This window comes from Pantoea sp. M_9 (assembly GCF_008631385.1).
GTDB lineage: Bacteria > Pseudomonadota > Gammaproteobacteria > Enterobacterales > Enterobacteriaceae > Pantoea > Pantoea eucrina.
In genome coordinates this window covers 75,438-102,331 of sequence record NZ_VWUF01000001.1, presented here as the reverse complement: position 1 = coordinate 102,331, position 26,894 = coordinate 75,438, and the positions used below count along the sequence as shown (strand labels likewise).

Annotated in this window: 17 protein-coding genes; 9 read left to right on the top strand and 8 right to left on the bottom strand. The window is 62.6% G+C overall.

The window, feature by feature from the left end:
- Positions 1 to 151: 151 nt before the first annotated feature.
- Positions 152 to 1,330 (top strand): esterase family protein, encoded by a 1,179-nt coding sequence (locus F3I15_RS00395; RefSeq protein WP_150016132.1) that lies wholly within the window; start codon positions 152 to 154, stop codon positions 1,328 to 1,330.
- On the opposite strand, the gene F3I15_RS00390 is transcribed toward F3I15_RS00395, so the two are convergent.
- The 5 genes from F3I15_RS00390 to opgC are packed head-to-tail and all read right to left on the bottom strand — an operon-like array spanning position 1,316 to position 5,474.
- Positions 1,316 to 1,750 (bottom strand): ATP-binding protein, encoded by a 435-nt coding sequence (locus F3I15_RS00390; protein WP_150016131.1) that lies wholly within the window; start codon positions 1,748 to 1,750, stop codon positions 1,316 to 1,318. The genes F3I15_RS00395 and F3I15_RS00390 overlap by 15 nt on opposite strands.
- 10 nt (positions 1,751 to 1,760) lie before the next feature.
- On the bottom strand, positions 1,761 to 2,093 hold the full coding sequence (locus tag F3I15_RS00385) for an STAS domain-containing protein (protein ID WP_150016130.1): 333 nt from the start codon (positions 2,091 to 2,093) through the stop codon (positions 1,761 to 1,763).
- Positions 2,083 to 3,321: a PP2C family protein-serine/threonine phosphatase gene (locus F3I15_RS00380; protein WP_150016129.1), complete on the bottom strand. Its 1,239-nt coding sequence runs from the start codon at positions 3,319 to 3,321 to the stop codon at positions 2,083 to 2,085. The genes F3I15_RS00385 and F3I15_RS00380 overlap by 11 nt, the downstream gene beginning before the upstream one ends.
- Positions 3,322 to 3,331: 10 nt before the next feature.
- On the bottom strand, positions 3,332 to 4,210 hold the full coding sequence (locus F3I15_RS00375; protein WP_223810657.1) for a hypothetical protein: 879 nt from the start codon (positions 4,208 to 4,210) through the stop codon (positions 3,332 to 3,334).
- 49 nt (positions 4,211 to 4,259) lie between these two features.
- A complete protein-coding gene (opgC, locus tag F3I15_RS00370) occupies positions 4,260 to 5,474 on the bottom strand; it encodes an OpgC domain-containing protein (protein ID WP_150016128.1) in 1,215 nt (404 codons plus the stop codon).
- A 315-nt stretch (positions 5,475 to 5,789) separates the two neighbouring features.
- Between opgC and F3I15_RS00365 the strand changes: the two genes are divergently transcribed.
- From F3I15_RS00365 to F3I15_RS00340, 6 genes are read left to right on the top strand one after another with little or no spacing between them, the layout of a single operon-like run.
- Positions 5,790 to 7,613 carry a glycosyltransferase gene (locus F3I15_RS00365; RefSeq protein WP_150016127.1) on the top strand — a complete coding sequence of 608 codons (1,824 nt, stop codon included), beginning with the start codon at positions 5,790 to 5,792 and terminating at the stop codon, positions 7,611 to 7,613.
- Positions 7,603 to 8,946, top strand: coding sequence for a DUF3131 domain-containing protein (locus F3I15_RS00360; protein WP_150016126.1), 1,344 nt, complete (start codon positions 7,603 to 7,605; stop codon positions 8,944 to 8,946). The genes F3I15_RS00365 and F3I15_RS00360 overlap by 11 nt, the downstream gene beginning before the upstream one ends.
- Before the next feature lie 59 nt (positions 8,947 to 9,005).
- Positions 9,006 to 10,493 (top strand): DUF3131 domain-containing protein, encoded by a 1,488-nt coding sequence (locus F3I15_RS00355; protein WP_223810656.1) that lies wholly within the window; start codon positions 9,006 to 9,008, stop codon positions 10,491 to 10,493.
- Complete coding sequence (locus tag F3I15_RS00350; protein WP_150016124.1) at positions 10,478 to 11,875, top strand: DUF3131 domain-containing protein; 1,398 nt, start codon at positions 10,478 to 10,480, stop codon at positions 11,873 to 11,875. Before F3I15_RS00355 ends, F3I15_RS00350 begins: the two co-directional genes overlap by 16 nt.
- Before the next feature lie 10 nt (positions 11,876 to 11,885).
- Positions 11,886 to 14,582 carry a response regulator gene (locus F3I15_RS00345; RefSeq protein WP_150016123.1) on the top strand — a complete coding sequence of 899 codons (2,697 nt, stop codon included), beginning with the start codon at positions 11,886 to 11,888 and terminating at the stop codon, positions 14,580 to 14,582.
- Positions 14,582 to 16,786, top strand: coding sequence for a sugar-binding domain-containing protein (locus F3I15_RS00340; RefSeq protein WP_150016122.1), 2,205 nt, complete (start codon positions 14,582 to 14,584; stop codon positions 16,784 to 16,786). Before F3I15_RS00345 ends, F3I15_RS00340 begins: the two co-directional genes overlap by 1 nt.
- A gap of 33 nt (positions 16,787 to 16,819) precedes the next feature.
- On the opposite strand, the gene F3I15_RS00335 is transcribed toward F3I15_RS00340, so the two are convergent.
- On the bottom strand, positions 16,820 to 17,371 hold the full coding sequence (locus F3I15_RS00335) for a YbhB/YbcL family Raf kinase inhibitor-like protein (RefSeq protein ID WP_039384342.1): 552 nt from the start codon (positions 17,369 to 17,371) through the stop codon (positions 16,820 to 16,822).
- Between the two features lie 106 nt (positions 17,372 to 17,477).
- On the opposite strand from F3I15_RS00335, the gene F3I15_RS00330 reads away from it, so the two are divergent.
- The gene (locus F3I15_RS00330) at positions 17,478 to 21,884 is read left to right on the top strand and encodes an ATP-dependent helicase (RefSeq protein WP_150016121.1); all 4,407 of its coding nucleotides are present in this window, start codon (positions 17,478 to 17,480) and stop codon (positions 21,882 to 21,884) included.
- Here the strand turns inward: F3I15_RS00330 and F3I15_RS00325 are convergent.
- On the bottom strand, positions 21,866 to 24,127 hold the full coding sequence (locus F3I15_RS00325; protein WP_150016616.1) for an FUSC family protein: 2,262 nt from the start codon (positions 24,125 to 24,127) through the stop codon (positions 21,866 to 21,868). The genes F3I15_RS00330 and F3I15_RS00325 overlap by 19 nt on opposite strands.
- A gap of 302 nt (positions 24,128 to 24,429) precedes the next feature.
- The gene (locus tag F3I15_RS00320; RefSeq protein WP_150016120.1) at positions 24,430 to 25,542 is read right to left on the bottom strand and encodes a beta-propeller fold lactonase family protein; all 1,113 of its coding nucleotides are present in this window, start codon (positions 25,540 to 25,542) and stop codon (positions 24,430 to 24,432) included.
- A 202-nt stretch (positions 25,543 to 25,744) separates the two neighbouring features.
- Here F3I15_RS00320 and F3I15_RS00315 point away from each other — a divergent pair, with 202 nt between their 5' ends.
- The gene (locus F3I15_RS00315) at positions 25,745 to 26,770 is read left to right on the top strand and encodes an NADP-dependent oxidoreductase (protein ID WP_150016119.1); all 1,026 of its coding nucleotides are present in this window, start codon (positions 25,745 to 25,747) and stop codon (positions 26,768 to 26,770) included.
- Positions 26,771 to 26,894 lie beyond the last annotated feature (124 nt).

Genomic DNA, 26,894 nt, shown 5'->3' with positions numbered 1-26,894 from the left:
GTGAGCACCTGTTATTAAAGGTAGCGCAGTTCGCGATTCCCGCTACGCTTCCTGCAGATTGCCTGCAGCTCTCACACTTTTCTCGCCGTTTCTCTCAATTTCAGGCGGCCTGTGCCACACTTGTGATACCGTTTATTGGTAAGGAAAACTGATGCGTTACTCACTTATTGCCCTGATCTGCGCCGCGCTGTGGAATGCCGGAGCGGGTGCGCAGCCTCTTCCGCAGCGCCCGCCTGATACGCTGGTTCCTGAACAGTATCTCTCTGCGGTTAACGCCGATAACAGCATAACCTGGCGACTCTGGGCCCCGGCGGCAAAAGCGGTGGATGTGGTCACCGGTGCCACGCCCGACCGCTATGTCACGCACCCCATGACCAAAGATGAGCGCGGCATCTGGCGCTTTACCAGCACACCGCTCGCCCCGAGCCTGTATGAATATTTCTTTAATGTGGATGGCTTTCGCAGCATCGATACCGGCAATCCCCTGCCTAAGCCGCAGCGACAGGTCAATACCAGCCTGATTCTGGTGCCCGGCAGCCTGCTGGATACGCGTCAGGTCCCGCATGGCGAAATCCATACCCTGACCTGGCACTCAGAGGTGCTTAAGCGCGAGCGACAGCTGGCGGTCTGGGTACCGCCGGGCGCGGCAGACGCCGCAGATCCCCTGCCCGTGCTCTATTTTTATCATGGCTTTGGCGACACCGCGCTGTCAGCGGTAACCCAGGGGCGCGTTCCGCAAATCATGGATAACCTGCTGGCGGAAGGTAAAATTGTCCCGATGCTGGTGGTGATCCCGGATACGGAGACGGATATCAGCGATGCCATACCCGAGACGTTTGCGCCCGCCTCCCGGCGGGAGATCTTTTATCCGCGTAACGCGCAGGCAGCCGATCGTGAGTTAACGCAGGAGATTATGCCGCGCATCGCTCAGCGCTACCGCGTGCGCAGCGAGGCCAGCGGTCAGGCGCTGGCGGGCCTCTCTCAGGGCGGTTACCAGGCGCTGGTCAGCGGCATGCGGCATCTGAACCAGTTTGCCTGGCTCGGCATCTTCAGCGGCGTTACCATGGAAACCGTGCCTGACTTTCGCGTTGCCGCACAGCTGAAAAAGCCCGCCGCGATCAATCGTCAGCTGCGCCTGTTTGCCCTGGCGGCGGGTGACGAAGATATCATCACCGGCCGGGATATGACCGGCCTGCAGGCGCTGCTGGAGCAGCAGAAAATCCGGCATGAGTGGCACAGCTATGCCGGCCTCGGGCATGAGATGGATGTCTGGCGTCCGGCTTACATAGCGTTTGTCCAGCAGCTGTTTAAACCTTCAGACACCCGGTAGCGCCCGCCACAGCGTCAGCTGGTTCTCTGCCGGCTGACGCTGATAGCTGACCCGATCCACGCTGGCGTAAATCAGCGGCCAGCCCCGGCCGCCCTCATCCAGCGGATCGATATCATCAAAACCGCGCTGTGCGCGCTCTGTGAATGCCTCGGGCACCGGCCGGCCGTTATCGGACAGCGTGACGGTGACGCCCTGCTCATCACAGGAAAAATGCACCCGGTAGTGCTGCTGCGCATCATCCTGATAACCGTGGCGGATAATATTGCTCGCCGCCTCGCACAGCGCCAGATCGAGCGGGTAGATCCAGCTCTCCGGCAGCTGCAGCGGCTGCAGAAAATGGCGCAGCGCGTTGCCGAGGCGGGTCAGGCTGTTTAGCGTGGCGGGCAGCGTCAGCGTTTCTGCGGCCATTGCGTGGTGCATAAGCCCCTCCTTATTGCAGCGTACGCAGCGCCTCTTCGCGATCGGCGCACAGCGTAAAGACCCGGTCCATCCGGGTCAGCGTGAACATACTTTTGATGTTGCTATTCAGGGCGCAGAGCATCAGCTGGCCGCCGTTGAGCGATTTCAGGATAGAGATCAGCGCGCCCAGACAGCTGCTGTCAATGAAATCCACGCGTGAAAAGTCGAGGATCAGCGCACGCGCGCCCTGCCGCATCTCCTCCAGTACCTGCTGCTTAAAGGGCAGCGCAACGGCGGCGTCCAGTCGTCGTACCACCGGGGTCAGAATGCGGGTGTTATCGACGATGTCAGATTCAAACTTCATGTGCAGACTCCTGTTCGTCCGGGTTCAGATGTTCAATGACCAGCAGTGAGATATCGTCGCCTGCCGGTGCGGTACTGTCAGCGGGCAATTCACGCCAGCGATTAAGCTGCTGGTGCAGCGTCTGCAGCAGACTCTCTGCCGGCTGGCAAGCCTGGCCGGCGAGCAGCGCCTGCAGCCGTGCCATGCCGAACATCTCCTGCTGTGGATTTTCACACTCGGTAATGCCATCGCTGTAGAGGCAGAGCCGCTCGCCGGGTGCCAGCGTAAAACTCACCTCTTCCCAGCTCAGATCGTCAAGCAGTCCGACCGGCGCTCCGCCCTCGCCGGCGATACGGATTGCGCCATCGCGCGCCACAATCAGCGGTGGCGGATGCCCCGCCTGACAGAGTCGTCCGGCACCGCTCTGACGATCGATCGCGCCATATACCATAGTGAAATAGCTGGTTACGTCGCTGCTTTGCGCCACAAAGCGCTCATTCAGTATCGCCACTACGTCGGCGGGCGGCGTGATCGTCTCGCCGCTATAGAGAAACCGCTCTACCGTACGGCCATGCAGAAACTGGCGCGCCACCGCTACCGACATCATTGCCGCCGACACGCCGTGTCCGGAGACATCCACGCTATAAAAACCGAGCGCCTGCCCGTCCAGCGGAAAAAAATGAAAGATATCGCCCGAGACCCAGGCCGAAGGTATAAACAGCCAGTCGGCAAACCAGCCAGCGTGATGAATGGCGTGCGGCGGTAATATACTGCGCTGCAGCGCGGCGGCAGCCTGCAGGTCAGTCTCAATCTGCTGCAGCGCCTGCTGCAGGCTCTGGTTGCGGCTCTCCAGCGTCGATTCCAGCTGCAGAATGCGCTCTCCGGCATGCAGGCGCGCCTGCAGCTCAATCCGGTTTACCGGCTTGCGCAGAAAATCATCGGCACCGGCGGCGAAGCCGGCGCGTAGATCGTCGGTGCTTTCGCGTACCGTCAGCAGAATTACATAGATATAACGCTGCCGGAACTGCTGACGCACCTGGCGGCACAGCGTCAGCCCGTCCATGACCGGCATCTCCCAGTCGCTGATCAGCAGATTAACCGGATGCTGTCGCAGCAGCGCCAGCGCCTGCTCACCCTCTTCGGCTTCCAGCACGTGATAGCCCCACTGCCGCAGCAGACCGGCCAGCAGCTTACGCCAGGTGAGCGCATCATCAACAATCAGTACCGACTGTGCGGAAACGGGCTGCATATATACCTTCCTAAAACGGCAGGAACCAGATCAGAGATACCGTGCCTTCACGAAACTTTGCATTCGCGCTGCTTCTGCCGGGAAAGCGGGTACCGCTATAGTTGCTGTACTGCAATGAGAACGTGCCAGGCGTATAACCGGCATAGCCAAAGCTGTAGCTGTAATCTCCGTTCCACGGCTGTTGCTGGCTGGCGTGCGGATACCAGAACGCGGTGGCGCGGACGAAGAAGTGCTGTTTAAAGGTGTAACCACAGCCGCCCAGCATGACCTGCTTGTTGGCGCGCAGATCGTTATCCGCCAGCGAATAGTAGCGTGGCACCCAGCTGTAGCCGAGCTGGCAGGTCAGCGCATCCCCGTCATTAATCAGCAGGTGACGCTCAAGCGGTTCAGGCAGCGAAAATTTATAGGCAAAGGTAAACGCACCCTGCTCAAAGTAGGTAAAGCGTTTATTACCGGAGGGAAACAGATGGTTGTCGCCATAGTTGCTGTAGACCAGGCTGAAAGTATTAGCATGCCAGTCGTCATAGCCGAAGCTATAGCGGAAATCGGTGGTGTAGCGGTCAAAATCGGTGATCGGTGCGCGCAGGGTGACGTTAGCAAACCAGTAGCTGTAAGGCGAGTACTGCAGGCTCAGGTTCAGCAGCTGATTAATCTTCTTTTTTTGCTGCGCAGATTCAGAGCCGTTCGGGATGGTCAGCCACTGCTCTTTCAGCCCGCTGGAAAAACTCAGCGCGCCGGAGAAGGTATCTTTGTTACCGGAAAAGAGTCGTCCCCAGCGGCTGGTAAACACGCCTGCCTGAATCGGTTCACTGCTCTCTGCTCCGGCCCCTTTATCAGAGCCGGTCTCTGCCGCTGAGGCGTTAAGCGTGCCTGCCACCAGCATGATCATACCGCACGTTATCCCTGCCCGCTGCCCGAATTCCATCTGATGTCTCCGATCAATTAGGAATAAAACGCCCGCCAATCTCTTTTTTAGCCATCCACCACAGCAAACCCAGTGCGCCCAGATGGATAGCGGTGTTGCGCAGCCACGCCTGCTGCCACAGATCAAAAGTGACAAACTGGCTGACGCCCAGCACCACGAACACGTGCAGGATAAAGGTGTAAAGCGAATGCTGACCAAGCGGGATCAGAAACCAGCCCGCCACTTTATTGATGGGCCACCAGCAGCGGGTAAGGATCAGATAGACCAGCAGAATCAGGCAGAAGTCGTTGATAACCCGGCACGGTCCAAGCGCGTTTTTGGCGGCGAGATGGTGATAAAACCAGTTAAAATCGGCAGGCGGAATGATATGCAGCAGCAGCGCCGGCGGCATAAACGGATTGGTATGGTTCTGCGCCACAAACATCATCACCAGCGCATAAATCACCATCAGCGTGATCACCACATAGCCTGCCGGGGTGCGCGCCAGTGAGGTCAGCTCATCTTTAAACCAGCCACAGCACATGCCCAGCACGTAGATCAGCTGCCACGCCAGTAAGGGAAAGGCAAATTCAAATTCGGAGACCGTCAGCCGCAGCGGCCAGCGCTGGTAAGCGAGATAGCCGAGCAGGGAAGCTGCGATAAGCCAGCCTGCGCGTCGCGTCTGCAGCAGCCAGAGAAACAGCGGGCTGACCAGCAGCAGGCAGATATAGAGACCGAGGATCTGCGTCTGATGGGGGCCTATCTGCAGGTAAAGCACAATATTAAACCAGGTCTCTTTGATCTGCGGCGTAGCGGGAAACAGCGCCCAGACCGTGCCGGAATACCGATCGACAAAGTGCGTCACCTCAAAGGTGTTAATCAGCGGCAGCGCGGAGAGCAGCAGAATCAGCAGCACAATGACGATATTGACCAGGTAGATCTTCCCTGCCCGCCGCCATAACGTCCAGCCAATGGTCAGCAGGACCTCTTTCTGCAGCCGCTGCCGGTTGAGCATGCCAAGCATAAAACCGGAAAGGATGACAAATCCTTCGGCTCCCGTAGTCAGGCCAAACCGCTCCCAGGTGAAAATATTGATCGCAGAGAGCAGTTCAGTATGGGCTACCACCATCATCACCAGCGCAATCCCGCGCAGCATATCAATACGCAGGTCGCGCCTGCCAGGCACGGCATAATGCCATGTCGGCGGCACGGTAACAGAGGGGATAGCCGCGGCGGCATTTTCGCTCATAACGCATTAGCCCTGCTGATAAGGTATGGAGTAAAAACATTAATATAATATATATTTCAGATGTAAGGAAAAGTGTAGCCAGGTTGTGCAATAAACAGACAAATGGTAAATACAGCGCCAAATAAGCTGTTAAAACCGCTATTTGCCAGCTATATGTTTTCTTGTGCTGTCAGATTTTCTGAGCGCAGGCATCAGAAAGCCAGACGGTAATAATAAATAATAGTGATCTGTTTTTATATTATTCATTCGCTTAGCTTTCCTTAACGTGTTCACCAGGTCAGATGCCCTTTTTTGCAGGATGTGAGACAGGATGCCATGGACCACTACTTTTCCCGTTTTGAACAGCGTCGTCCCCCTCCGGCGCTGCAGACACCGCGCTGGGTCGTTATCTGCTGGCAGGTGCTGGCCGTTGCCGGACTGATTCTGGGCGCAAACTATATTCGCTGGCGCTGGATGTCTTCGCTGAACCCCGACGCGCTCTGGTATGCGGTGCCGCTGGCGCTGGCAGAGACCTGCGCCTGGTTTGGCACGCTGCTGTTTACCATCAACATCTGGCAGGAGAAAGATCCGCCCTGTCCGCCTGCGCCGGAGGAGATTAATCAGTGTCTGCTGCCGGCGGACCAGTCCGCACCGCGTCCCATCCGGGTTGACCTGTTTATTGCGACCTACTCCGAAGATCCGGAGCTGGTCAGGCTGTCGATTCAGGATGCGTGTAAGGTGCACTATCCCGTCCCTATCGACTACCGGGTGCACGTGCTGGACGATGGCCGTCGTCCGGAGATGCGCGCGGTGTGTGAGCAGGAGGGCGTAAATTACATTACCCGCGACAACAACACCGGGTTCAAGGCGGGTAATATTCGTAACGGCATGGAGCACACCGACGGCGACTTTCTGGTGATCTGCGATGCGGATACCCGGGTTTTTCCCACGCTGCTGGTGCACACGCTGGGTTATTTTCGCGATCCCGACGTCGCCTGGGTGCAGACGCCGCAGTGGTTCTATGACCTGCCTGAAGGCGAGCGTCTGCCGGCATGGCTGCGGCGCCGGACCGGCTGGCCCGGCTGGCTGCTTGGCCGCCTGAGTGAAAAGCTGTTTGGCCCGCTTACCGTGGGCAGCGATCCCTTCTTCAACGATCCGCGTATGTTCTACGACGTGATCCTGCGCCGCCGCAATGCAGCCAACGCGGCGTTCTGCTGCGGTGCGGCCTCTGTTCATCGGCGCGAAGCGGTGATGCAGGCCGCGCTGCGCAGCTACGCGTTTAACGTAGAGGAAGAGATAGCGCGCTTTACGCAGGGTATCCGCGATGAGGAGACGCGCCAGGCGCTGTCGCAGGCGATGCGGCCGCATGTTATTGCCGACACCGAGCTGACGCCCTATAAATTTCACGTCTCTGAAGATATCTACACCTCCATCGTGCTGCACGGCGATGCCGGGCGCCGCTGGCGTTCGGTGATGCACCCGGGCATTGAATCCAAAATGCTTTCGCCGCAGGATCTGCTGACGTGGATGATCCAGCGCTTTAAGTACGCTGCGGGTTCGCTGGATATTCTGTTTCATGACAAAATCTTCAGCCGTCGCCGCTTCAAACTCAGCGCGGCGCAAACCCTGATGTATGGCACAACGTTCTGGTCTTATCTCGCCTGCATCTGGAACACGGTGTTTCTTATCTCGCCGCTGATCTATCTGTTTACCGGTATTCCGCCGGTGGCCGCTTACTCAACGCCCTTCTACCTGCACTTCCTGCCGTTTTTTATCGTCTCTGAGCTCGCCTTTATGTTTGGCACCTGGGGGATCTCCGCCTGGGACGGTCGCGCCTCCTATCTGGCGTTCTTTTCTGTCAACCTGCGGGCGCTCGGTACGGTGCTGCGCGGGGAAAAAATCAAGTTTCACGTCACGCCAAAGGAGCGGCAGAGCGGGCGTTTTCTCTATCTGGTGAAACCGCAGCTGGCGATTGTGGCGCTGACGCTGCTCGGGCTTATCTGGGGCGGCATACAGGTTGCGCGCGGCAACGTCGATGACCCTTCGGGTTACGTCATCAACATTTTCTGGGGAGCCGTCAACATCGCGGCGATGCTGCCCATGATTATGGCTGCGCTCTGGACGCCGCCGGCACAGGAGACGGCAGACCATGAGCCTTAAAGCGGGACTCTATAGCGCACGCAGCTATCTCACGATTCTGATCGGCTTTCTGATCGGCTTTGCCATTGTGCTGTGGGTTGAGCATCAGATGCCCACCCGGACGGAAACCACCGACGGAATTATCCTGAGCGAAGGCTTTCCCGCGCTGCCGGAGACGCGTGAGCTGACGTTTGAGGAGGCGGTATGGGCACGCGTGGCGTGGCAATATTTTGTCAATAACACGCAGCCTAACGGGCTCGCTAACGCGGAAGCGGATAACCCCTGGCTGAGCCTGTGGAGCAGCGGCAGCTATCTGCTGGCAACCATTGCCGCCCGTCAGCTGGAGGTGATTGACGCCGCCGAGTTTGATGACCGCATCGGCTCCGCGCTTGAGGCGCTGGGCAGGCTGCCGCTGCAGCCGGATAAGCTCCCCGCCGCTTTTTATCAGGCTGAAACCCTGACGCCGCTTGAGCAGGAGACGGCGCGTCCCGGCTCCGCTATCGATATGGGCCGTCTGCTGATGCCGCTGCAGATCCTGCTGTGGCGCTATCCGCAGCACGCCGCCGCCGTACAGCAGCTGCTGGCGGGCTGGCAGCTGAATGCGCTGCTGCAGAGCAGCGGTCCGCAAGGCGCCAGCCTGCCGGTCAACCGCTGGGTGATCCGCAGCGACGACCCGCGCGGCAGCTACGGCTACCGTCTCTATGCAGGCAGCGTGCTGCGGCTCATCAACAGCACGGCGGGACTGGCGGTCAGCCAGCCGCCGGACGGGCTGAAGATGATTGAGATCGAGGGGCATGCGGTGCCTGATGAAGGGATCCGCACGCCGTGGGGCAAGCAGCCGTCGCTCATCAGCTCCCCCTATCTGCTGACCGGCCTGGAGCAGGGGTTTGACGCGCGCAGCGGGGAGATCAGCTGGCGCATTATGCAGATCCTGCAGCAGCGCACCGGCAAACCCGACTCGCGAGGTGATATCAGCGCCGACTATGCCGAACAGGCACCCGATTTCAATGCGGCGTTGCCGGGTCGCCAGCCGCAGCGCGGCGCACCGCAACAGACTATCGCCCCGCTGCCCAACCAGGCGCTGCTCTCGGTCCGTACCGCCTTTGCCTGGTATGCCCTGTTCCGCAACCGCTGGAGCGACGCGCTGCGCCAGCAGATGCTGCCGCTGCTGGTGCCTGGAAAAGGCTGGCAGGCGGGATTTAACCCTGACGGCAGCGTAAACGCTGCCCTGACGGCCGATACTAACGCGATGGTGCTGGAGAGCCTCTCCTATATCGCCCACGGACAGCTGCTCTGCCTGGGCTGCCTGTCTCAGCCCCCCGCAACCGCACGCAACAAGGAGCAAGAACGATGAAAGTGCTATCGCTACAACACGCTGGCCTGGCGGGGCTGACGCTGCTGCTGATCCTGTGGATGCTGCCGCTGCAGGCAGCCGTCAGCCTGCCCGCCTCCGACTATAAAAGTCGCCACGGCGAGCTGACGCCGCGGGAGATGCAGGTGGCGCGCAACGCCTGGTCCTATTTTGTCGCCAACTATCAGCCCACCACCGGTCTGGTGAACGCGGTGAATAAATACCCCTCCACCACCATGTGGGACAGTGGCTCTTACCTGGCGGCGCTGACGGCAGCGCGTGAGCTGGGGATCATTGACAAGGCGGAGTTTGATCGCCGCTTTCTGCAGTTTATCGCTACGCTGAACAAGCTGGTGCTGTTTCAGAATCAGGTGCCAAACAAAGCCTATAACACCATTACCGGGCAGAAAGTGGATTACCTGAACAAACCGGGCGAGATTGGCTTCTCCGCTATCGATATTGGCCGCATGCTGCTCTGGCTAAAGATTATCAAAGAGCGCTATCCGGAGCATGGCAACAGCATTGATAACGTCGTGCTCGGCTGGGACTTTACCCACGTGGTGGATGAGTGCGGCACACTCTATGGCGCCTATCTCGATAAGCAGAAGCAGCCTCAGTACGTTCAGGAGGGGCGGCTTGGCTATGAGGAGTATGCGGCGGCGGGTTATCAGCTGTGGGGATTTACCACCTGTCAGGCGAGCCGGCCTGAGCCTTATGCGCTGGCGGATATCTACTGCGTGCTGGTGCCCTACGACTCGCGCGATCCGCGGCTGACCAATCAGCATAACTACGTGGTCACCGAATCCTATCTGCTACACGGGCTGGAGATGGGCTGGGACAACAGCGACGATCGTGAAGCGCGCCCCAATAATCACTCTCATCCATGGATGAAGAACTTCGCCGATCGGGTCTATCAGGCGCAGGAGAACCGCTACATGATCACCGGTACCCTGACGGCGCGCTCCGAACACCAGCTCGATAAATCCCCCTACTTTGTCTATGACACCGTCTTCAGCGACGGCTTCAACTGGAACACCATCACCGATAAAGGCCAGTATGTGCCTAATGTTGCCGCTGTCTCGCTGAAAGCCGCGCTCGGCATGTGGGTGCTGTGGAACTCGCCCTATACCGATCGCCTGTTTGATGCGATCGAAAACGCCGATGAGAAAGACAAAGGTTACTACGAAGGGCTCTATGAGAATGGTGACGGCCCGATCAAAGAGTTTACCGCCAACAACAACGGCATCATGCTGGAAGCGCTGCTGTTCAAAAAACAGGGCAAGCTGCTGCGCTTTAACACTAACGATGCGCGCAGCCGCAGCTATGCGCCCTCCCTGTGGGAAAAGCGCCTGGTGGATCTGTTTGAAGAGAACAACACGCGCCGCAACCGGCCTTTCCTGGAGGTGACGCCCGGCATTAAAACCTGGTGCGATCAGAGCGGGACCGCCGTGCGCACCGCACCGAAGTGCAGCGCCTGCAAGTGCGCCCGCTGCGACAGCAGTGCGCCCGTTAAACTTCCGCCGGTAGCGACCTCATGCCTAAAACCCTAGTGCGTACCACCGGGCTTGTAGTGGCTCTGCTGCTGGCGCTCGGCGCCTGGCTGCTGCTGCGTCACGAGGGAGACGGCTGGCGCTGGCTGGTAAACGGGGGCTGGCACACCACCGCCCGCACCGGCGCGCTGACGCCTGAAGAGCAGCGCTGGGCCGCGGTGGCCTGGCGCTACTTTGAGAATAACAGCGAGGCGAACAGCGGTCTGGTCAGCGGCAGCGACCGGCGGCCGGTGGTCAGCCTGTGGCAGATGGGCGATACCCTGATTGCGCTCACGGCGGCGCGCGAACTGCAGCTTATCGACGATCGGCGTTTTGACCACCAGCTCAGCCAGCTGCTCGGCAGCCTCAATCGCCTCCCGCTCACCCGGAGCGGCGTGCCCAATCTGCTCTATAACAGCCAGACGCTGGCGATGGTGGGCTACAGCAATACGCCACAGGTGATCGGCTGGTCTTCACGCGATATGGCGCGCCTGATGATGGCGCTGCAGGTGGTCGCATCGTTTCACCCGCAGTATGGGGAATACCTGCAGCGCATTATCCTGCGCTGGAACTTCTGCCCGGTAGTGGATAAACAGGGCCAGCTCAGTGCGGGCATGTGGCAGCAGCAGCAGATGCGTATCCAGCCGGAGGGACGGCTGGGCGACAGTGAATACAGCGCCGCCGGTTTCGGGCTGTGGGGCTTTGCTAACCAGCAGTCGCTGCAGCCTCCGGCGCAGCACGTCATTATCGACGGGCTGGCGCTGGATATCGACAGCCGCGATCCCCGCACCACCTGGACGCCTGCCGCCATTACCACGCTGCCCTGGGTGCTGAGCGGAATGGAGTATGGCTGGCAGCTGCCGGGCGCCGACCGTGCGCAGATCCGGCAGCAGCGACAGCGCGCCAGCCTGGTCTATCAGGTGCAGGAGCGCCGCTGGCAGCGTCAGGGCATTTTAACCGCCCGCAGCGATTTCGCCCTGAGCGTCGCGCCGTGGCACGTCAACGACACCATTTTCGCTAACGGCTACGCCTGGAACACGCTGACCGATGATAACAAATGGGTGCCGACGCTGGCGCAGGTCTCTACCCGCGCGGTATTCGGTCTCTGGGCGCTCTGGGATACGCCGTTTACCGATGCGCTGATGCGCACTACCCGGCTGCAGTACGATCCGGCGCGCGGCTGGTATGAAGGCCGCACCGAGGCGACCGGGGAGTACAACCGCGCTATCACGCTCTCTACCAACGCCACGGTACTGGAAGCGCTGCTGTTCAAAACCCACATGAAGCCGCTGATTGACAGCGAAAACAGCGAGAACCGCCAGTTTTTCCGTCAGCAGCTGGCCGATCCGTTCCGTGCGCCGCAGCGCTGTCTGCCGTTCACCGCCCTGCTGGCCGAAGAATAAGGAGAAACCGATGCCGGAAAGCCTGTTACCCAAAGCGCTCGACTCCCTGCGCGCCGCGGTGCTGATGTATGACGCACAGGAGCGGCTGGTGGCCTATAACCAGCAGGTGGTCTGTTTCTATCCCGGGATGGAGCAGCGGATCCGCGTCGGTATGACGCTCACCGAGCTGGCGCAGGATTTTATCGCTTCCGCCTACATGACAGAGGATGACCGCAGCCGTCAGGCGATGATCGATAATCTGGTAAGCCGCTGCCGGCTCGACAATCACAGTGAAATGCGGCGCATCGCTAATCGCCAGGTGTTTGTCCAGCATAACCGCACGCCTGAAGGCGGGATCGTCAGTCTGCATATCGACGTCTCGGGCTACACGCTGATTGACGCATCGCGGCGGCAGCTGCACGCCGACTTTGTGCTGGCGGCGGAATCGACCCAGATTGGCATCTGGGACTGGCAGCAGCAGCACGATCTGCTGCAGGTCAACGATGCGCTGCTCAATATGCTGGGCTATCCGCGTGAAACCTGGCACTACAGCGCCACCTTTCTCGATACGCTGCTGCACCCGGACGATCGCGAGCCGCTGCAGCAGCTGTTTGCCTCCGCCAGCAACAAACAGCTGCCGGTATTTGAACGGGAAATTCGTCTGCTGCACCGCAGCGGCAACTACCGCTGGATGCTGCTCTCCGGTCAGGTAGCCAGCGTCACGGTCAGCGGCGAGACGGAGCGCGTCATTGGCACGCTGCAGGACATTACCAAGCGCAAAGAGGCAGAACAGCTCTCGCTGCAGGCGATTGCCGCTGCGCACGCGGCCAATGAAGCCAAAAGCGCGTTTCTGGCGAACATGAGCCATGAGATCCGCACGCCGATGAACGGCATTCTGGGTATGACACAGCTCTGTCTCGACACCCGGCTGACCGCGGAGCAGCGCGAGTACATGACGCTGGTCTATCACTCGGCCCACACCCTGCTGCGCATCATTAACGATATTCTCGACTACTCCAAAATAGAGGCGGGGAAAATTGAGCTGGATGAAGAGCGGTTTGAGATCCGCCCGTTCCTGCACGCCGTGGCGCGGCCGCTGATGCCGGCCGCCAGCGAAAAAGCGCTGGAGCTGCTGATTAACGTCACCCCGGACGTCCCCGCCACCTTTCTCGCCGACACCGTACGCCTGCGCCAGATCCTGACCAACCTCATCAGCAACGCGCTGAAGTTTACCCATCAGGGCGAGGTTGAACTGGCCGTGACGCGCGATGCCACACACAACCGGCTGCGCTTTCAGGTGCGCGATACCGGCATCGGTATTCCACCGGAGAAGCAGCAGCTGATCTTTGAATCGTTCAGCCAGGCAGACACCTCGACCACCCGCAAATATGGCGGCACCGGGCTAGGGCTCACCATCTCTGCCCGGCTGGTGGAGCGGCTGGGCGGTTCGCTGACCGTTCAGAGTGAGCCGGGGCGCGGCAGCACGTTTACCTTCTCTCTGCCGTTGCCGGCAGAGACAGAGAGCGATCCGGTGCGGCATTCACCGCGCCTGGCACCACTTCCGGTACTGGTGGTGGATGACAACGCCACTAACCGCCATCTGCTGAGCGACATGCTGCGCAATATGGGCCTGCAGCCCAGCCTCGCCGCCAGCGCCGCCGATGCGCTGGCGCTGCTGCAGGCGCAGCCCGACTTTCCGCTGATCCTGCTGGATGCGCAGATGCCCGATCGGGATGGCCTTGACCTGGCGCGGGAGATCCGGGCAAACCCGCAGCTGGCAACCAGCCAGATTATTATGCTCAGTTCGATGAGCCGGGCGATGGATGCAGAACAGCTGCGGCAGCTCGGCGTGAATAAGTTTCTGGCTAAGCCGATCGATCAGCGTGAGCTTTATGACGCGCTGGCGGGTGCCTCCGGGCAGCGCCAGCCCGCCGGCAGTGCGGAAAGCGCGCCGGCCAGCCCCGTGGCCGACCCCGCCACGCAGGCGCTGCGCATTCTGCTTGCCGAGGACAATCTGGTGAATCAAAAGCTTGCCGCCCATTTCCTTACCCGGCTCGGTCACGAGTTCGCCATCGCCGGTAACGGGCTGGAGGCGCTGACGCTGCTGGAGCAGGATGGCTGGGACCTGGTGCTGATGGATCTGCAGATGCCGGAGCTGGATGGTGAAAAAGCGACGCGCCTGATCCGCGAACGCGAAGCCGCCGCGTCGCCGCCCCGCCACCAGCGCATCATTGCCATGACGGCGCACGCGATGAAGGGCGACCAGGAGTACTGCCTGCAGAATGGCTTTGATGGCTACGTCGCCAAGCCGGTGAGTCAGGAGATGCTGCATCAGGAGATCAGCCGCGTCATGGCGCTGCCTGACCCGGCGGCTGGCGATACCCCTGCGCCAGCCGGCAACGCCGCCGCGCTGGCGCAGCAGCTCGGGCTGGACGCGACGCTGCTGCACGAACTGCTGCTGCTGTTTGCCGATTCGCTGACGGAGATCGAAACGCAGCTGCTGACCGCGCTGAGTGAAGGCGACTGGACGAGCGCGTCACGCCACTGTCACAAGCTGCGGGGCGAGGCCGCCATTTTTGGATTCACAGCCTTAACCCATACGCTGCAGACCGCTGAAACGCAGATCCGCCAGGGCGACGCCATCGATGCCGCCCGGCTGCGCGAAAGCCTGATACACGAGTGTACGCAGGTGCGTCAGCAGCTGCGCACCCTGCTGGAGGAGAAGTGATGCGTGGTTTACTGCCCCTGCTACTGATAATCAGCCTGCCCGCTGCCGCCGCCATCGACGCACCGGTCAGCTGGTCGCTGGCCGGACAATGGCGCGTGCATGACGCGAATACCCCCGGCTTTGAGGGCTGGCGCGAAGCGGACAGCAAATGGCCGGCGCTGCGCGTTCCCGCTAACTGGTATAGCGCCGGGCGCGATCATCAGGGCGCGCTCTGGTATCGCCATGAGTTCTCCCTGCCGCCGCTCCAGGCGGATCAGCAGGCGACGCTGGAGTTTGACGGGGTCGATTACCTGGCTGACGTCTGGCTCAACGGCCAGCGGCTGGCGCAGCATGAGGGATATTTCCAGCGCTTTGCGGTGGATCTTACTGACAGCCTGCGCCGCTACAACCGGCTGGCCGTGCGGGTCGACAGCCCGCGCGAGGCGACGCCGGGTACCTGGCCGCTGCACAAGAACCTGATGAAAGGGATCCTGAACCAGCACGATACGCGTCCCGGCGGAGCCTGGAGCGATCGCGGTCAGGAGGCGAACTCCGGCGGCATCTGGGCGCCGGTACGACTGCGCATCAGCCGGGGGGCGACAATTGATCGGCTGATCCTGCGCCCCGACTGGTCGCAGGGGCTTACGCAGCCGCAGCTCTCTGCTGAACTGCGCTACCGCGCTCCGGTCGCGGCTGACGTCACGCTGACCCTCCGCGCCGGGCCGGATAACTTTTCCGGCCCGGGGTTTGCGCTGCAGCAGCGCGTGCGGCTGGAGGCGACCGGCGATACGCCGGCGCGTCTGCAGGTTACGCTGCCGATGCCGGCGGCGCGCCTGTGGTGGCCGGTGGGTTATGGCAAACCTCATCTTTATCAGGTCAGCGCCACGCTTCGCGACGATCGCGGCGTTATGGATCGGCGCAGCAGCCGTACCGGCCTGCGCAAGGTGGAGGCGCTGGAAAATAATCAGGGCTGGCGCATCAACGATCGGCGGATCTTTGTTCGCGGCACCAATTACATCGGCTCGCCGTGGCTCAGCACCATGAACAAAGCGCGCTATCTGCGCGATTTTACGCTGGTGGAGAAGATGAACGCTAACGCTATCCGCGTGCATGGTCACGTGGCGGGCCGGGCGCTTTATGAGGCGGCTGACGAGCGCGGGCTGCTGATCTGGCAGGATGTGCCGCTGCAGTGGGGCTATAACGACTCCGCCGCCTTTGCGGATAACGCGGTGGCGCAGACCCGCGCTATGACCGCACAGTTTGGCAACTCGCCGGCTATCGTGGTCTGGGGCGGCCAGAACGAGCCGCCGTTTAACTCGCCGTGGATGGAAAAGCGCTTTCCCGACTGGCATAAAGACCTTAACCGTACCCTGACACGGCGCGTGGCAGAGGCGCTGGCGGAAGATCGCAGCCGCATTGTGCATCCTTACTCTGCTGTGGAGGAGCACTACTGGGCAGGCTGGTATTTTGGCACGCTGAATAATCTGCTTGAACCGGCGAAAACGGCCACCGTCACGGAGTTTGGCGCACAGGCGCTGCCGGATCTTGCCACCCTGAAGAGCATCATTCCGCGCCGCGAATGGTGGCCAGCCTCAACTGAACCCGGCGATCCGCTCTGGACGCGCTGGAAATATCACAATTTCCAGCCGATCCAGACGTTTAAAAATGCGGGCATCAGCCGGGGCAACAACATCCATGACTTTATCAAAAACACCCAGCGCTATCAGGCGCAGCTGGTCGCCGTGGCGGCCGAGAGCTACCGGCGGCAGCGCTTCCAGCCAGTGACCGCGCTGTTTCAGTTTATGTTTGTGGAAACTTGGCCCTCAATCAACTGGGGCGTGGTGGATTACCTGCGTCAGCCGAAAGCGGGCTATTACGCCCTGCAGCGCGCCTACCAGCCGCTGCTGCCCTCTATCGATCCCCATACCCTGAACTGGCAGGCCGCCAGACCCGGCGCGCTGTCACTCTGGGTGATTAACGATCTGCCGCAGGCGTTTCCGGCGCTTACGCTGCGCTGGCGCGCCGCCCAGCAGGGTCATCCGCTCGCCCGCGGCGAACGGCAGATCACGGCGGCCGCTGATACCGGCAGTAAAGTGCTTGATGTGCCGCTCACTCCCGTCAGCGCCGCCCCGCTGCAGGTGCAGACCTGGCTTATCGACGCACAGGGTAAAACGCTGGCAGAAAACCAGCTGGAGCTGGAGGTGGCGCCCGCCGACGCCAGATAACTGCCCGCCCGGTACGGCAGCGGGCGTGACGGTTTACTCATCGTTGGTAAAGCGACCGACGCGGGTAGCGCCGGCGAGCGCGTGACCTTTAAGCTGAGCGATCAGCGCATCATGCGTCAGCCCGGCCGGCAGCCTGTCCGGCGGCAGATCGGTGGCGATAATCACAAAATTGTAGTGATGCATGCCGCTGCCCGCAGGCGGACAGGGTCCATAGTAGTGCGCCGTGCCGGGGCTGTTGGTGCCGCCGGTATAACCGGTTCCCCTGCTCAGCTCGCCACGCGCAAACTGCTGCCGCTCCGCCGGAATATTATAGGCGACCATATGCACCACGCCGAGTCCCTTCGCACCCACCGGATCGGTCATCAGCAGCGCAAAGCTGCGCGTGCCCGGCGGCGCGTCGCGCCAGCTGAAGGCGGGTGAGAGGTTCTCGCCGCTGCACGCCGGATTGCCCGGTTTATTGCCGGCAAACGCCTTCTGCAGCATACCGCCATCCTGAAAATCGGGCGACTGCAGGGTAAATACCGGCGCGGCCAGCGCGCTGACCGGCAGCGCCAGCGCCAGTAACGCCATTTTTACGCTGTTCATAACAAGCTCCCGTAATAAATCGCTGAGCATCAAGTATATAACCTGTTCAGCCGCGCGCGGGCGACTACACTGCTAATCGCGCCCTCTTACCCGCAAGGAGTCCGGGATGTCTGTCCCACCGCTGTCGCACTTTCTACCCGCCACGCGCCTGTGGTTTACGCAGACGTTCGATCAGGCGACGCCGGTTCAGCAGGCGGCCTGGGAGGCGATCGCCGGCGGCAGCCATACGCTGGTTGTGGCGCCGACCGGCTCCGGCAAAACGCTGGCGGCGTTTCTGCACGCCATCGATGCGCTGTTTCGCGAGCGCAGTCCGGATGCCGCCGTCGCGCGCGAAGAAACCACGCGCGTGCTTTATATCTCGCCGGTTAAAGCGCTGGCCGCCGACGTGGCGCGCAACCTGCAGCTGCCGCTGGCGGGCGTCAGCGCCTGTCGTCAGCAGCAGGGCGAGCCGGCCATCGCGCTCCGCTGCGGGATCCGCAGCGGCGATACCCCGGCGCGCGAGCGGGCAGCGCTGCGCCGCCATCCGCCCGATATCCTGATCACCACGCCGGAGTCGCTCTATCTGCTGCTCACCTCGCAGGGGCGCGATACGCTGCGCGGCGTCACCAGCGTCATCGTTGATGAAATTCATGCGCTGGCGGGCAACAAACGTGGCGCCCATCTGGTTCTGTCGCTGGAGCGGCTCGATGCGCAGCTGGCCCGGCCGGCGCAGCGTATCGGATTATCCGCAACGGTAAACCCGCCGGAGACCGTGGCGCGCTTTCTGGCCGGTTGCCGCCCGGTCACTATCGTCAACCCGCCGCTGCCGCGCCCGCTGCAGCTTCGCGTTACGGTTCCGGTGCCGGATCTTACGGCGCCCCCGCCGCTGCCGGGAAGCGAAAGCGAAGCCGGCGCGCTCTGGCCGCATCTGGAAGCGGGAATACTGGCCGCGGTGCTGCGCCATCACACCACGCTGGTGTTTACCAACTCGCGCGCGCTGGCGGAGAAGCTGACGGCGCGCCTTAACGCCCGCTGGCAGCAGCAGCACGACGACGCCGCAGAGATCGCACGCGCGCACCACGGCTCCGTTGCCCGGGAGCATCGCCTGCTGATCGAGAGTGCGCTGAAGAGCGGTGCGCTGCGCTGCGTGGTGGCCACCTCCAGCCTGGAGCTGGGGATCGATATGGGCAGCGTCGGACAGGTGATTCAGGTCGGTACGCCGCCGTCGGTGGCCAGCGCCCTGCAGCGCACCGGGCGCGCCGGACACCGGCCGGGCAGCACGCCGCAGGGGGAGTTCTGGCCCCGATCGCGCAGCGATCTGCTGCAGACGGCGGTGATCGTCACGGCGATGCTGGCGGGCGAAACGGAGCCGCTGACCGTGCCGGAGAACCCGCTGGATATTCTTGCCCAGCAGACCATCGCTGCTGCTGCCATAGCGCCGCTGGACGCCAGCCGCTGGTTTGAGCAGGTCACGCGCAGCGCGCCTTTTCTGACGCTGTCGCGGCACGATTATGATGCGGTGCTGGCGATGCTGACGGGACGCGACGGCACTGACGCTTTTACCCTGCTGCGCCCGCGCCTGATCCAGGATCAGCAGACGGATCGCATCACCGCCCGGCCCGGCGCAAAGCTGCTGGCGATTATGCACGCCGGCGCCATTCCCGATCGCGGCAGCGTCAGCGTGATGCTGCCGGAGGGTGAGGCGCAGGCCGGCACCCGCCGCGTGGGCGAGCTGGATGAGGAGATGGTTTACGGCTCGCGCGTCAATGACATCGTGACGCTGGGAGCCACAACCTGGCGTATTCAGCAGATTATGCGCGACCGGGTGATTGTCACACCGGCACCGGGACGCACCGCACGGCTGCCGTTCTGGCAGGCGGATGCGCCCGGACGCGCCGCCTCGCTCGGCGCGGCACGCGGCCGCTATCTGCGTGAGATTGCAAACGGCACGGCAGAAGATCCGGCGCTGGACGCGCACGCCCGGCGTAATCTGCAGACGCTGCTGCGTGAGCAACAGGTGGCGACCGGGCAGCTGCCGGACGATCGCACGCTGCTGATTGAGCGCTGTGCGGACGACAGCGGCGACTGGCGCATTATCCTGCACTCGCCGTGGGGCAGACGCGTACACGCGCCCTGGGCGCTGGCGCTGGCCGATCGGCTCGCGGAACAGCACGGCATGACGGCTGACGTGGTCGCCAGCGACGACGGCATTGTGACGCGTCTGCCGCCGCATGCCACGTTTTCACTTACCGACTGGCTGCAGTTTACGCCGGATGAGTTACAGCAGCGGGTCAGCCGCGCCGTCAGCGGATCGCCGCTGTTTACCGCCCGCTTTCGCGAATGCGCCGCTCGCGCCCTGCTGCTGCCGGGTCAGCGTGCCGGGCAGCGCACCCCGCTCTGGCAGCAGCGGCTGCGCGCCGCAGAGCTGTTTGACGCCGTGCGGCCGTTCCCGGATTTTCCGCTGCTGCGGGAAACCGCGCGTGAATGCCTGCAGGATGTCTATGATCTGCCCGCGCTGCAGCAGCTGATGGCGCAGATCCGCGCCGGAGAGGTGCAGCTGCGCGAGGTGACCACTGACGCGCCCTCGCCCTTCGCTGCCGCGCTGCTGACCGGCCATCTGGCTGACGCCGACCGCCGGGCGGTGCCACAGGCTGAGCAGCTGGCCGCACTGCTGGCGCTGGATACGTCACTGCTCAGCGAGCTGATCGGGGCGCTGCCGCCAGAGCAGCTGCTGGACGCAAACGTCATTGCGCAGACGGAAGCGCTGCTGCAGCGCCTGACGCCAGCGCGCCAGGCTACCGGCGAGGAGACGGTGGTGGATCTGCTGCGCGAACTGGGGCCGCTCAGCGCCGAAGAGATAGCCCGGCGCTACCGGGGCGCGCCGCCGCTGGCCGACGTGCTGGAGACCCTGCAGCAGGCGGGCCGGATCCTGCCGGTTACGTCTGGTTCACAGACCTGTTTTGCGGTCGCAGAAGATGCCGCCCGCCTGCAGGCGCTCTCCGCTGGCGGCAGCGCAGTGCCGGAAAGCGCGGTTCGCCCGCTGCAGGGGCTGGTCAGCCGCTATCTGCAGACGCACACGCTGGTGAGAGCCAGCCAGGTCGCCCGGCATTTTGGCCTCGACGCCGGCACGGCAGAGAGACTACTGGCGGAGACGCCGGGCGTTGTCAGAAGCGAACCCGCCTCCGGCGGGGTGCAGTGGATCGCCGCGCCGGTATTCCGGCGCCTGCGGCTGGCATCGCTGCAGGCGGCGCGTGAGGCGACCCAGCCCGCTGCGCCGGCGGCCTGGGTGCAGGCGCTGACGGAGCGCCACGCGCTTACCGCCCCGCTCAGCGGCGCAGCGGGTCTGCGCCGGGTGATCGCGCAGCTGGCCGGAGTGGCCCTGCCTGCCGGGCTGTGGGAGAGCCAGATTTTCCCGGCGCGTATCGCTGATTACCAGCCCGCGCTGCTGGACAAACTGCTGGCGAGCGGCGAAGTGCTCTGGCGCGGCAGCCGCGCAGCTGGCACGCGACAGGAGCGGGTGGAACTCTGCCCGGCTGACGCCGCTGCCGCAATCATGACGCCGCCGGCGGAGACGCAACTCGTGACGCTGTCACCTCTGCAGCAGCGGATTGTGGCGCACCTGCAGCAGCACGGCAGCGCAACCTTCCGGCAGCTGCAGCTCGCCACAGAGAGCGACGCCGGTGAAGGCGCGTCACCGGATACCGACGCGGCGCTGTGGGATCTGGTGTGGCGTGGCTGGATCACGTCGCAGAGCTGGCAGCCGCTGCGGATGCCACCGCTGCGCAGCAAACCGCGTCCGGCACGCCGTCGCCGCATGGCCGGACGCCATTTTGGCGCGGCACCCGGCGGCGGCGGGCGTCCGGCCCTGACCGCCACCGTGACGCTGCCCGGCAGCTGGACGCTGCTGAACATCAGACCGGCGTCCGATACGGTGCGGGCGCTGACGCTGACCCGCGCCCTGCTGGACCGCAGCGGCGTGGCAACGCACGGCGCTGCGCGCAGCAGCGCGATCCCCGGTGGTTTTCCGGCGCTGCAGCCGGTGCTGCGCGCGATGGAAGATGCCGGACACCTGCTGCGCGGGCGCTTTGTCAGCGGCATGGGGGCCGCGCAGTTCGCTGAGCCGGCGCTGATTGAGCGTATCCGTCAGCTGCAGCGCGCGCCGTCCGCTGCGACGCTGGCGCTGGCTACGCTGGATCCGGCTAATCCGTTCGGCACCCTGCTGCCGTGGCCGCTGACCCTCTCCGGGACAAAACCGCTGCGGCGCAGCGGCAGCTGGGTGGTGCTGTTTCAGGGAGGGCCGCTGCTCTGGCTGCCGCCCGGCGGCAAACAGCTGCATACTTTTACGGCCGGTGCATCACCGGAGATCCTGCAGCAGGCGCTTGGCGCGCTAGCCACGGCCCTCCGGCGCGAGCCGCGCCTGCGCTTTACGCTGGAGCAGATTGATGGCTCTCCGGCCAGCCAGTCGCCGCTGACGGCGCTGCTGAAACCGGCTGGCTTTGCGCGCGTGCCGGGCGGCTACAGCTGGGATGGCTGAGTGCGCAGGCGCAGAGCGTGCTGCTGCAGGGCGGCGCGCTGGCCGGCGGTCGGCTCCGGCCACGCCAGCTGCGGAAACAGATAAAGCCGGACGCTGAACAGATGAAACAGCGGCGTAAACAGGCGCTCATCGTCCAGCGCCAGCGCTTCCAGCTGCAGCAGCAGCAGATCAAGCGTCTGCTGCAGTTCAGCGTGCGGGGCGCTCTGCAGCGACTTCAGCCGCTGCTTCAGAAAGCGTCCCAGCTCATAGAAAAACGCCCCGCTGTCGAGCAGGTAATTACCCAGCAGCACCCGGTGCCGCGCGTAGTAGTCGAAGCTGTTGACGCCCAGCCACACCTCATTAAGCAGCATACCGGCGCTGCTCATATCTGACTGCGGATCGAGACGCAGACGCGGCAGCACCATATTGACCTTATCCAGCATCAGGCTGATAAAGCGCTGCCGGGCCGGCAGCGATGAGCCGTTGCGCTCAATCTCCTTAATAAAGCGCAGCAGCTCGCGCAGTCCGCGCCGCACCGCACGCCGCGCGCTCCACGACGGCCGCTTGTTACGCATAATGGCCGTGGCGATGGCGGCAAACAGGACACCGGTCACCGAGGCGATGGCGTTGTTCACCAGCAGCACCAGATCCGGCTGCAGATGGTGACCAAAACCGATCAGTCCCGGGATCTGAATCGCCACGCTCAGGCCAGTCAGGTTGGTTGCCGGGCGGGCGATCGTCAGCGCCAGCACAATAAGCCCCGGCGCCATGCAGATGATCAGCGCCTCAAACGAGGTCGCCTGCGGCAGCAGCAGCGCGACATACACCAGGCTGATGCCAATGGCGATCAGCACGCCGCGCACGAACAGCTTCATCGAGGTGAGCGGCGTATCNGCCAGCACAATAAGCCCCGGCGCCATGCAGATGATCAGCGCCTCAAACGAGGTCGCCTGCGGCAGCAGCAGCGCGACATACACCAGGCTGATGCCAATGGCGATCAGCACGCCGCGCACGAACAGCTTCATCGAGGTGAGCGGCGTATCGAGGCTGGCGAAAAAAGAGCTCAGGATCGCCGCCATAACCGGGGCAGAGGCGCCGTCGCGCCACCCGCTTCCCATCCACAGCAGGCAGCTGCCAAAGGTGGCGCAGAAAGCGGTCAGCGCCGAAAGACGGATAAGCCCGCGATCAAAGAAGCGGTGGGTGCGTCTGCCGCGCGCCAGCGTCGTGTCACCCGACAGATCGCTCACCATGCCACTGACGCTCTGATACGCCCCGGCGATGCGCACAAAGTCGATCATGCGCTCCAGCAGCCCGCTCAGCAGCAGGCAGTGTTCCACCGGCAGCTCGCCGGCGCGCCACGCTGCGTTGACCTGCGCCTGCCGGTGCGTCAGCTCCAGCTGAATGCCGATCACATCGCCCGGCGCCTCACCGTCGCTGAGCCACTGCAGGAACTGCTGAAATCCCTGTGCCACATAGTCAGGCAGCAGGATATTGCGCGCGGCGAGGCGCTGCAGGCGCAGCTCGATGGCGGTCAGCGTCGGGATAAGATAGGAGAGATGCTGATACTGCGCGCTGACTAAGCGGATCAGCCGGCGGGCAGCGTCACCCTCATAGACGCAGTGGGTGATCAGAATTTCCACCTGCTGCGGTGCGGTAGCCATCTGTGTCAGGATCGCTTCCCGCTCGGGCGAGACGGCGCTAACCGGCCCGGAGAGCAGATCGTGACAGAGCCGGCGGCCGGTGAGATACCACTGCGTCACGCTCTGCTCCAGCAGGCTGCGCATGGAGACCGGAAACAGCAGGCCGTGTATCAGGCTGCTGCAGACAATGCCTAAGGTGATCTCTTCAATACGCGACAGCACCGTGCTGGTAATGCCCCACGGCGTGTACACTTCCGGAAACCCCATAATCGCCGCGCTGTAGCCCGCCAGCATAAACACATAGCTTTTGGGCGTCCGATCATGCAGTGAGAGCCAGAGACAGCCGCTGACCCAGAGCGAAATCACCAGGCTGAACAGCAGCGGATGCGCCACCGTCAGCGGAAAAATCAGAAAGATAAACAGGCCGCCCAGCAGCGTGCCGAGCAGACGAAACAGCGATTTGGAGATAGTCGAGGCGGAGTAGAGCTGCGAAGCGACAAACACCGTCGTCAGCGCCCAGGCGGGGCGATCCAGGTTAATCTCCAGCGCCAGCCAGAGCGCCAGAAACGCAGCGAGCGTGGTTTTTACGGCAAAGAACAGAGCGGGTCGGGTAAGCCACGGCATGTCACAGGGACCAGAAGGCACTAAGTGCGGCGTATCCTGCCAGATTGCTACCTGCGCTCACGCAGATAACTACGACAAATTGTTTCGCCATCAAAATTTATGCTGGATGATACGCCCCGCGCGTACGGTGATCCGTTAACGCCGCTTATCGAAGCTGCCGGTGCCGCAGCGGCCAGCGTAGTGGCTGCACGGCACCGGAGGGGATCGTCCGGTTAACAGATAAAATGTGTCGGCGATCACATTTCTCGGCTGTGCGGCGGCTCCATAAAATTATTTTGTGCAGACCAACGGCTGCACAGCCGTCAGTAGTGCACAATCGTTACCCAGTTGGCATCGCTGCCCACCGGCGCTTCACCGGTGCGCGTCAGCGCCCCGCTTTGCGGATCGATGCGATAACTGCCAATCACTGCGCTCTTCTCGCCGCTGACCACCAGCCCGCGTCCATCCGGGGTAATGGCAAATCCGCGCGGCTGCTTCTCCACCGGCCAGCTGCCCGCCAGCGTCAGCGCCCCGCTCTCTGGATCCACACGGTAGCTGCTCAGCGTACTGCTGGTGCGCTCGCTGACGTAGAGAAAGCGCCCGTCCGGCGTAAGATGAATATCGGCGGCCCAGATACGCGGCGTGGGATCGCTGTATCCCGGCGGCCGTTCGCGCCCCTCGGCCAGATGATAAGAGGCGGCAACCGCGCTGGGGGATTCAGCAACTTTTACCAGCGCCCCGTTCGCCTCGCGCCGGAACTGCGTGATCACCCCGCCCATTTCGCCAATGTTATACAGAAAGCGCCCGTCTGCGGATATTACCGAGTGGCGCGGGCCGTTGTTTTTAGCCGTAGCGACATACCCGCTGCCGAGCGCGGCCAGCGTGCCGCTGTCGCTCAGCGTCAGCTGCAGCACGCGGTCGGTGCCGAGGTTGCCGACATAGACCGTTTTGCCGGTTGGGTCGGCGATGGCCGAGTGAGCGGCAGGCCCGGTGGCGTAACGGCTCACCGGCGGTGCGCTCAGTTTCGTTTCCGGCGTCAGCCGGTATACATCAACGACGTTACCATCATACGAGGCTGCCAGCAGAAAACGTCCCTGCGGCTCAGCGACGATCCAGGGATAGCTGGCCGCGGCGGGCACCTGCTGCTTCTGCGTCAGGTCGCCGCTGTGGCGGTCAATCACCCAGCTTGCCAGCTGCAGCGGCTTGCTGCGGATCGCCGCATAAAGATGGGTTTTATCTGTGCTGAGCGCCAGCGGCATCACCTTGCCGTCCGCCGGGGTATGGCCCAGCAGGTGCAGGGCACCGTGCTGATCCAGACTGTAGCGCGCAATCGTACCGTCGCCGGCTTCTGAAACATAGACGTAAGTCTGCGCCAGCAGCGGCGTACTGCCTGCCAGCGTCGCCAGCAGCAGCGCGGCGCGTAACGGTTTTATCATAACGATCTCCGGGGTCAGGAAACGGCACATGCGAAGCAGCACGGCCCGGGGTGTAATCTGGTACTGGGTTGCTCTTATATAACACCCTTCAGCGAATGAGTGACAAACTATTGCGGCAGACCGCTCGCGCAATATCCGCTAACAGCAGCGCGCGCATCCTCAGCTACACTTGCCTCACCCGTTTGTCATAAGAGAGGTAACTATGTCGCAACACGCTGTATCAAACCAGGCCTGGCTGCTGGCTTCCCGTCCCGAGGGCGAACCGGTAAAAGAGAACTTCCGGCTGGTGGAACAACCGGTGCCGGAAATTAAAGAGGGTGAGATGCTGCTGCGCACGGTGTGGCTGTCGCTGGATCCCTATATGCGTGGCCGCATGGATGACGGTAAATCCTATGCGCCGCCAGCGGAACTCGACCAGCCGATGGTTGGCGGCACGGTGTGTCAGGTTGAGGCGTCAAAGCACAGCGATTTTAAAGCGGGCGACTGGGTGCTGTCCCAGAGCGGCTGGCAAACCTATGCGGTTTCTGATGGCGAAGGCGTGGCAAAGCTCGGCGAGCTGGCTCACCCCTCCTGGGCGCTCGGCATTCTCGGCATGCCCGGCTTTACCGCCTATATGGGGCTGATGGACATTGGTCAGCCTAAAGCGGGCGAAACGCTGGTGGTTGCAGCGGCGACCGGTCCGGTCGGCGCGACCGTGGGCCAGCTGGGCAAGCTCAACGGCTGCCGCGTGGTGGGCGTCGCCGGGGGCGAAGAGAAGTGCCGCTATGCAATTGAAAAGCTCGGCTTCTCCGCCTGTATCAATCACCACAGTGATGACTTTGCCGACCAGCTGGCGGCCGCCTGCCCGGACGGTATCGATATCTATTACGAGAACGTCGGGGGTAAAGTGTTTGACGCAGTATTCCCGCTGCTGAACACCGCTGCCCGCGTTCCGGTCTGCGGCCTCGTCTCGGGCTACAGCAGCCGCGACCTGCCGCCGGGGCCTGATCGCACGCCGCTGATCATGGCGGGGATCCTGAAACGCCGTATCCGCATGCAGGGCTTTATCATCTTCCAGGATTACGGCGACCGCTATCCTGAGTTCCTGAAAGCGATGACGCCGCTGGTTGAGCAGGAGAAGGTGCACTATCGCGAGCATGTGATTGAGGGACTGGAGAACGCACCGCAGGCGTTCTTCGATATGCTCAATGGCAAAAACTTCGGTAAAACCGTGGTGAAAGTCAGCTAATACGTCCCGGCCGGGTGCCGCCACGGCACCCGGTTTTTATTACCGCTCTCCTCTGCCTCACGGCAATAACGGTAAAACGTCCCGCTACCCGGCCTGCTACGCTCTCTCCCCCACAACAGGAGGC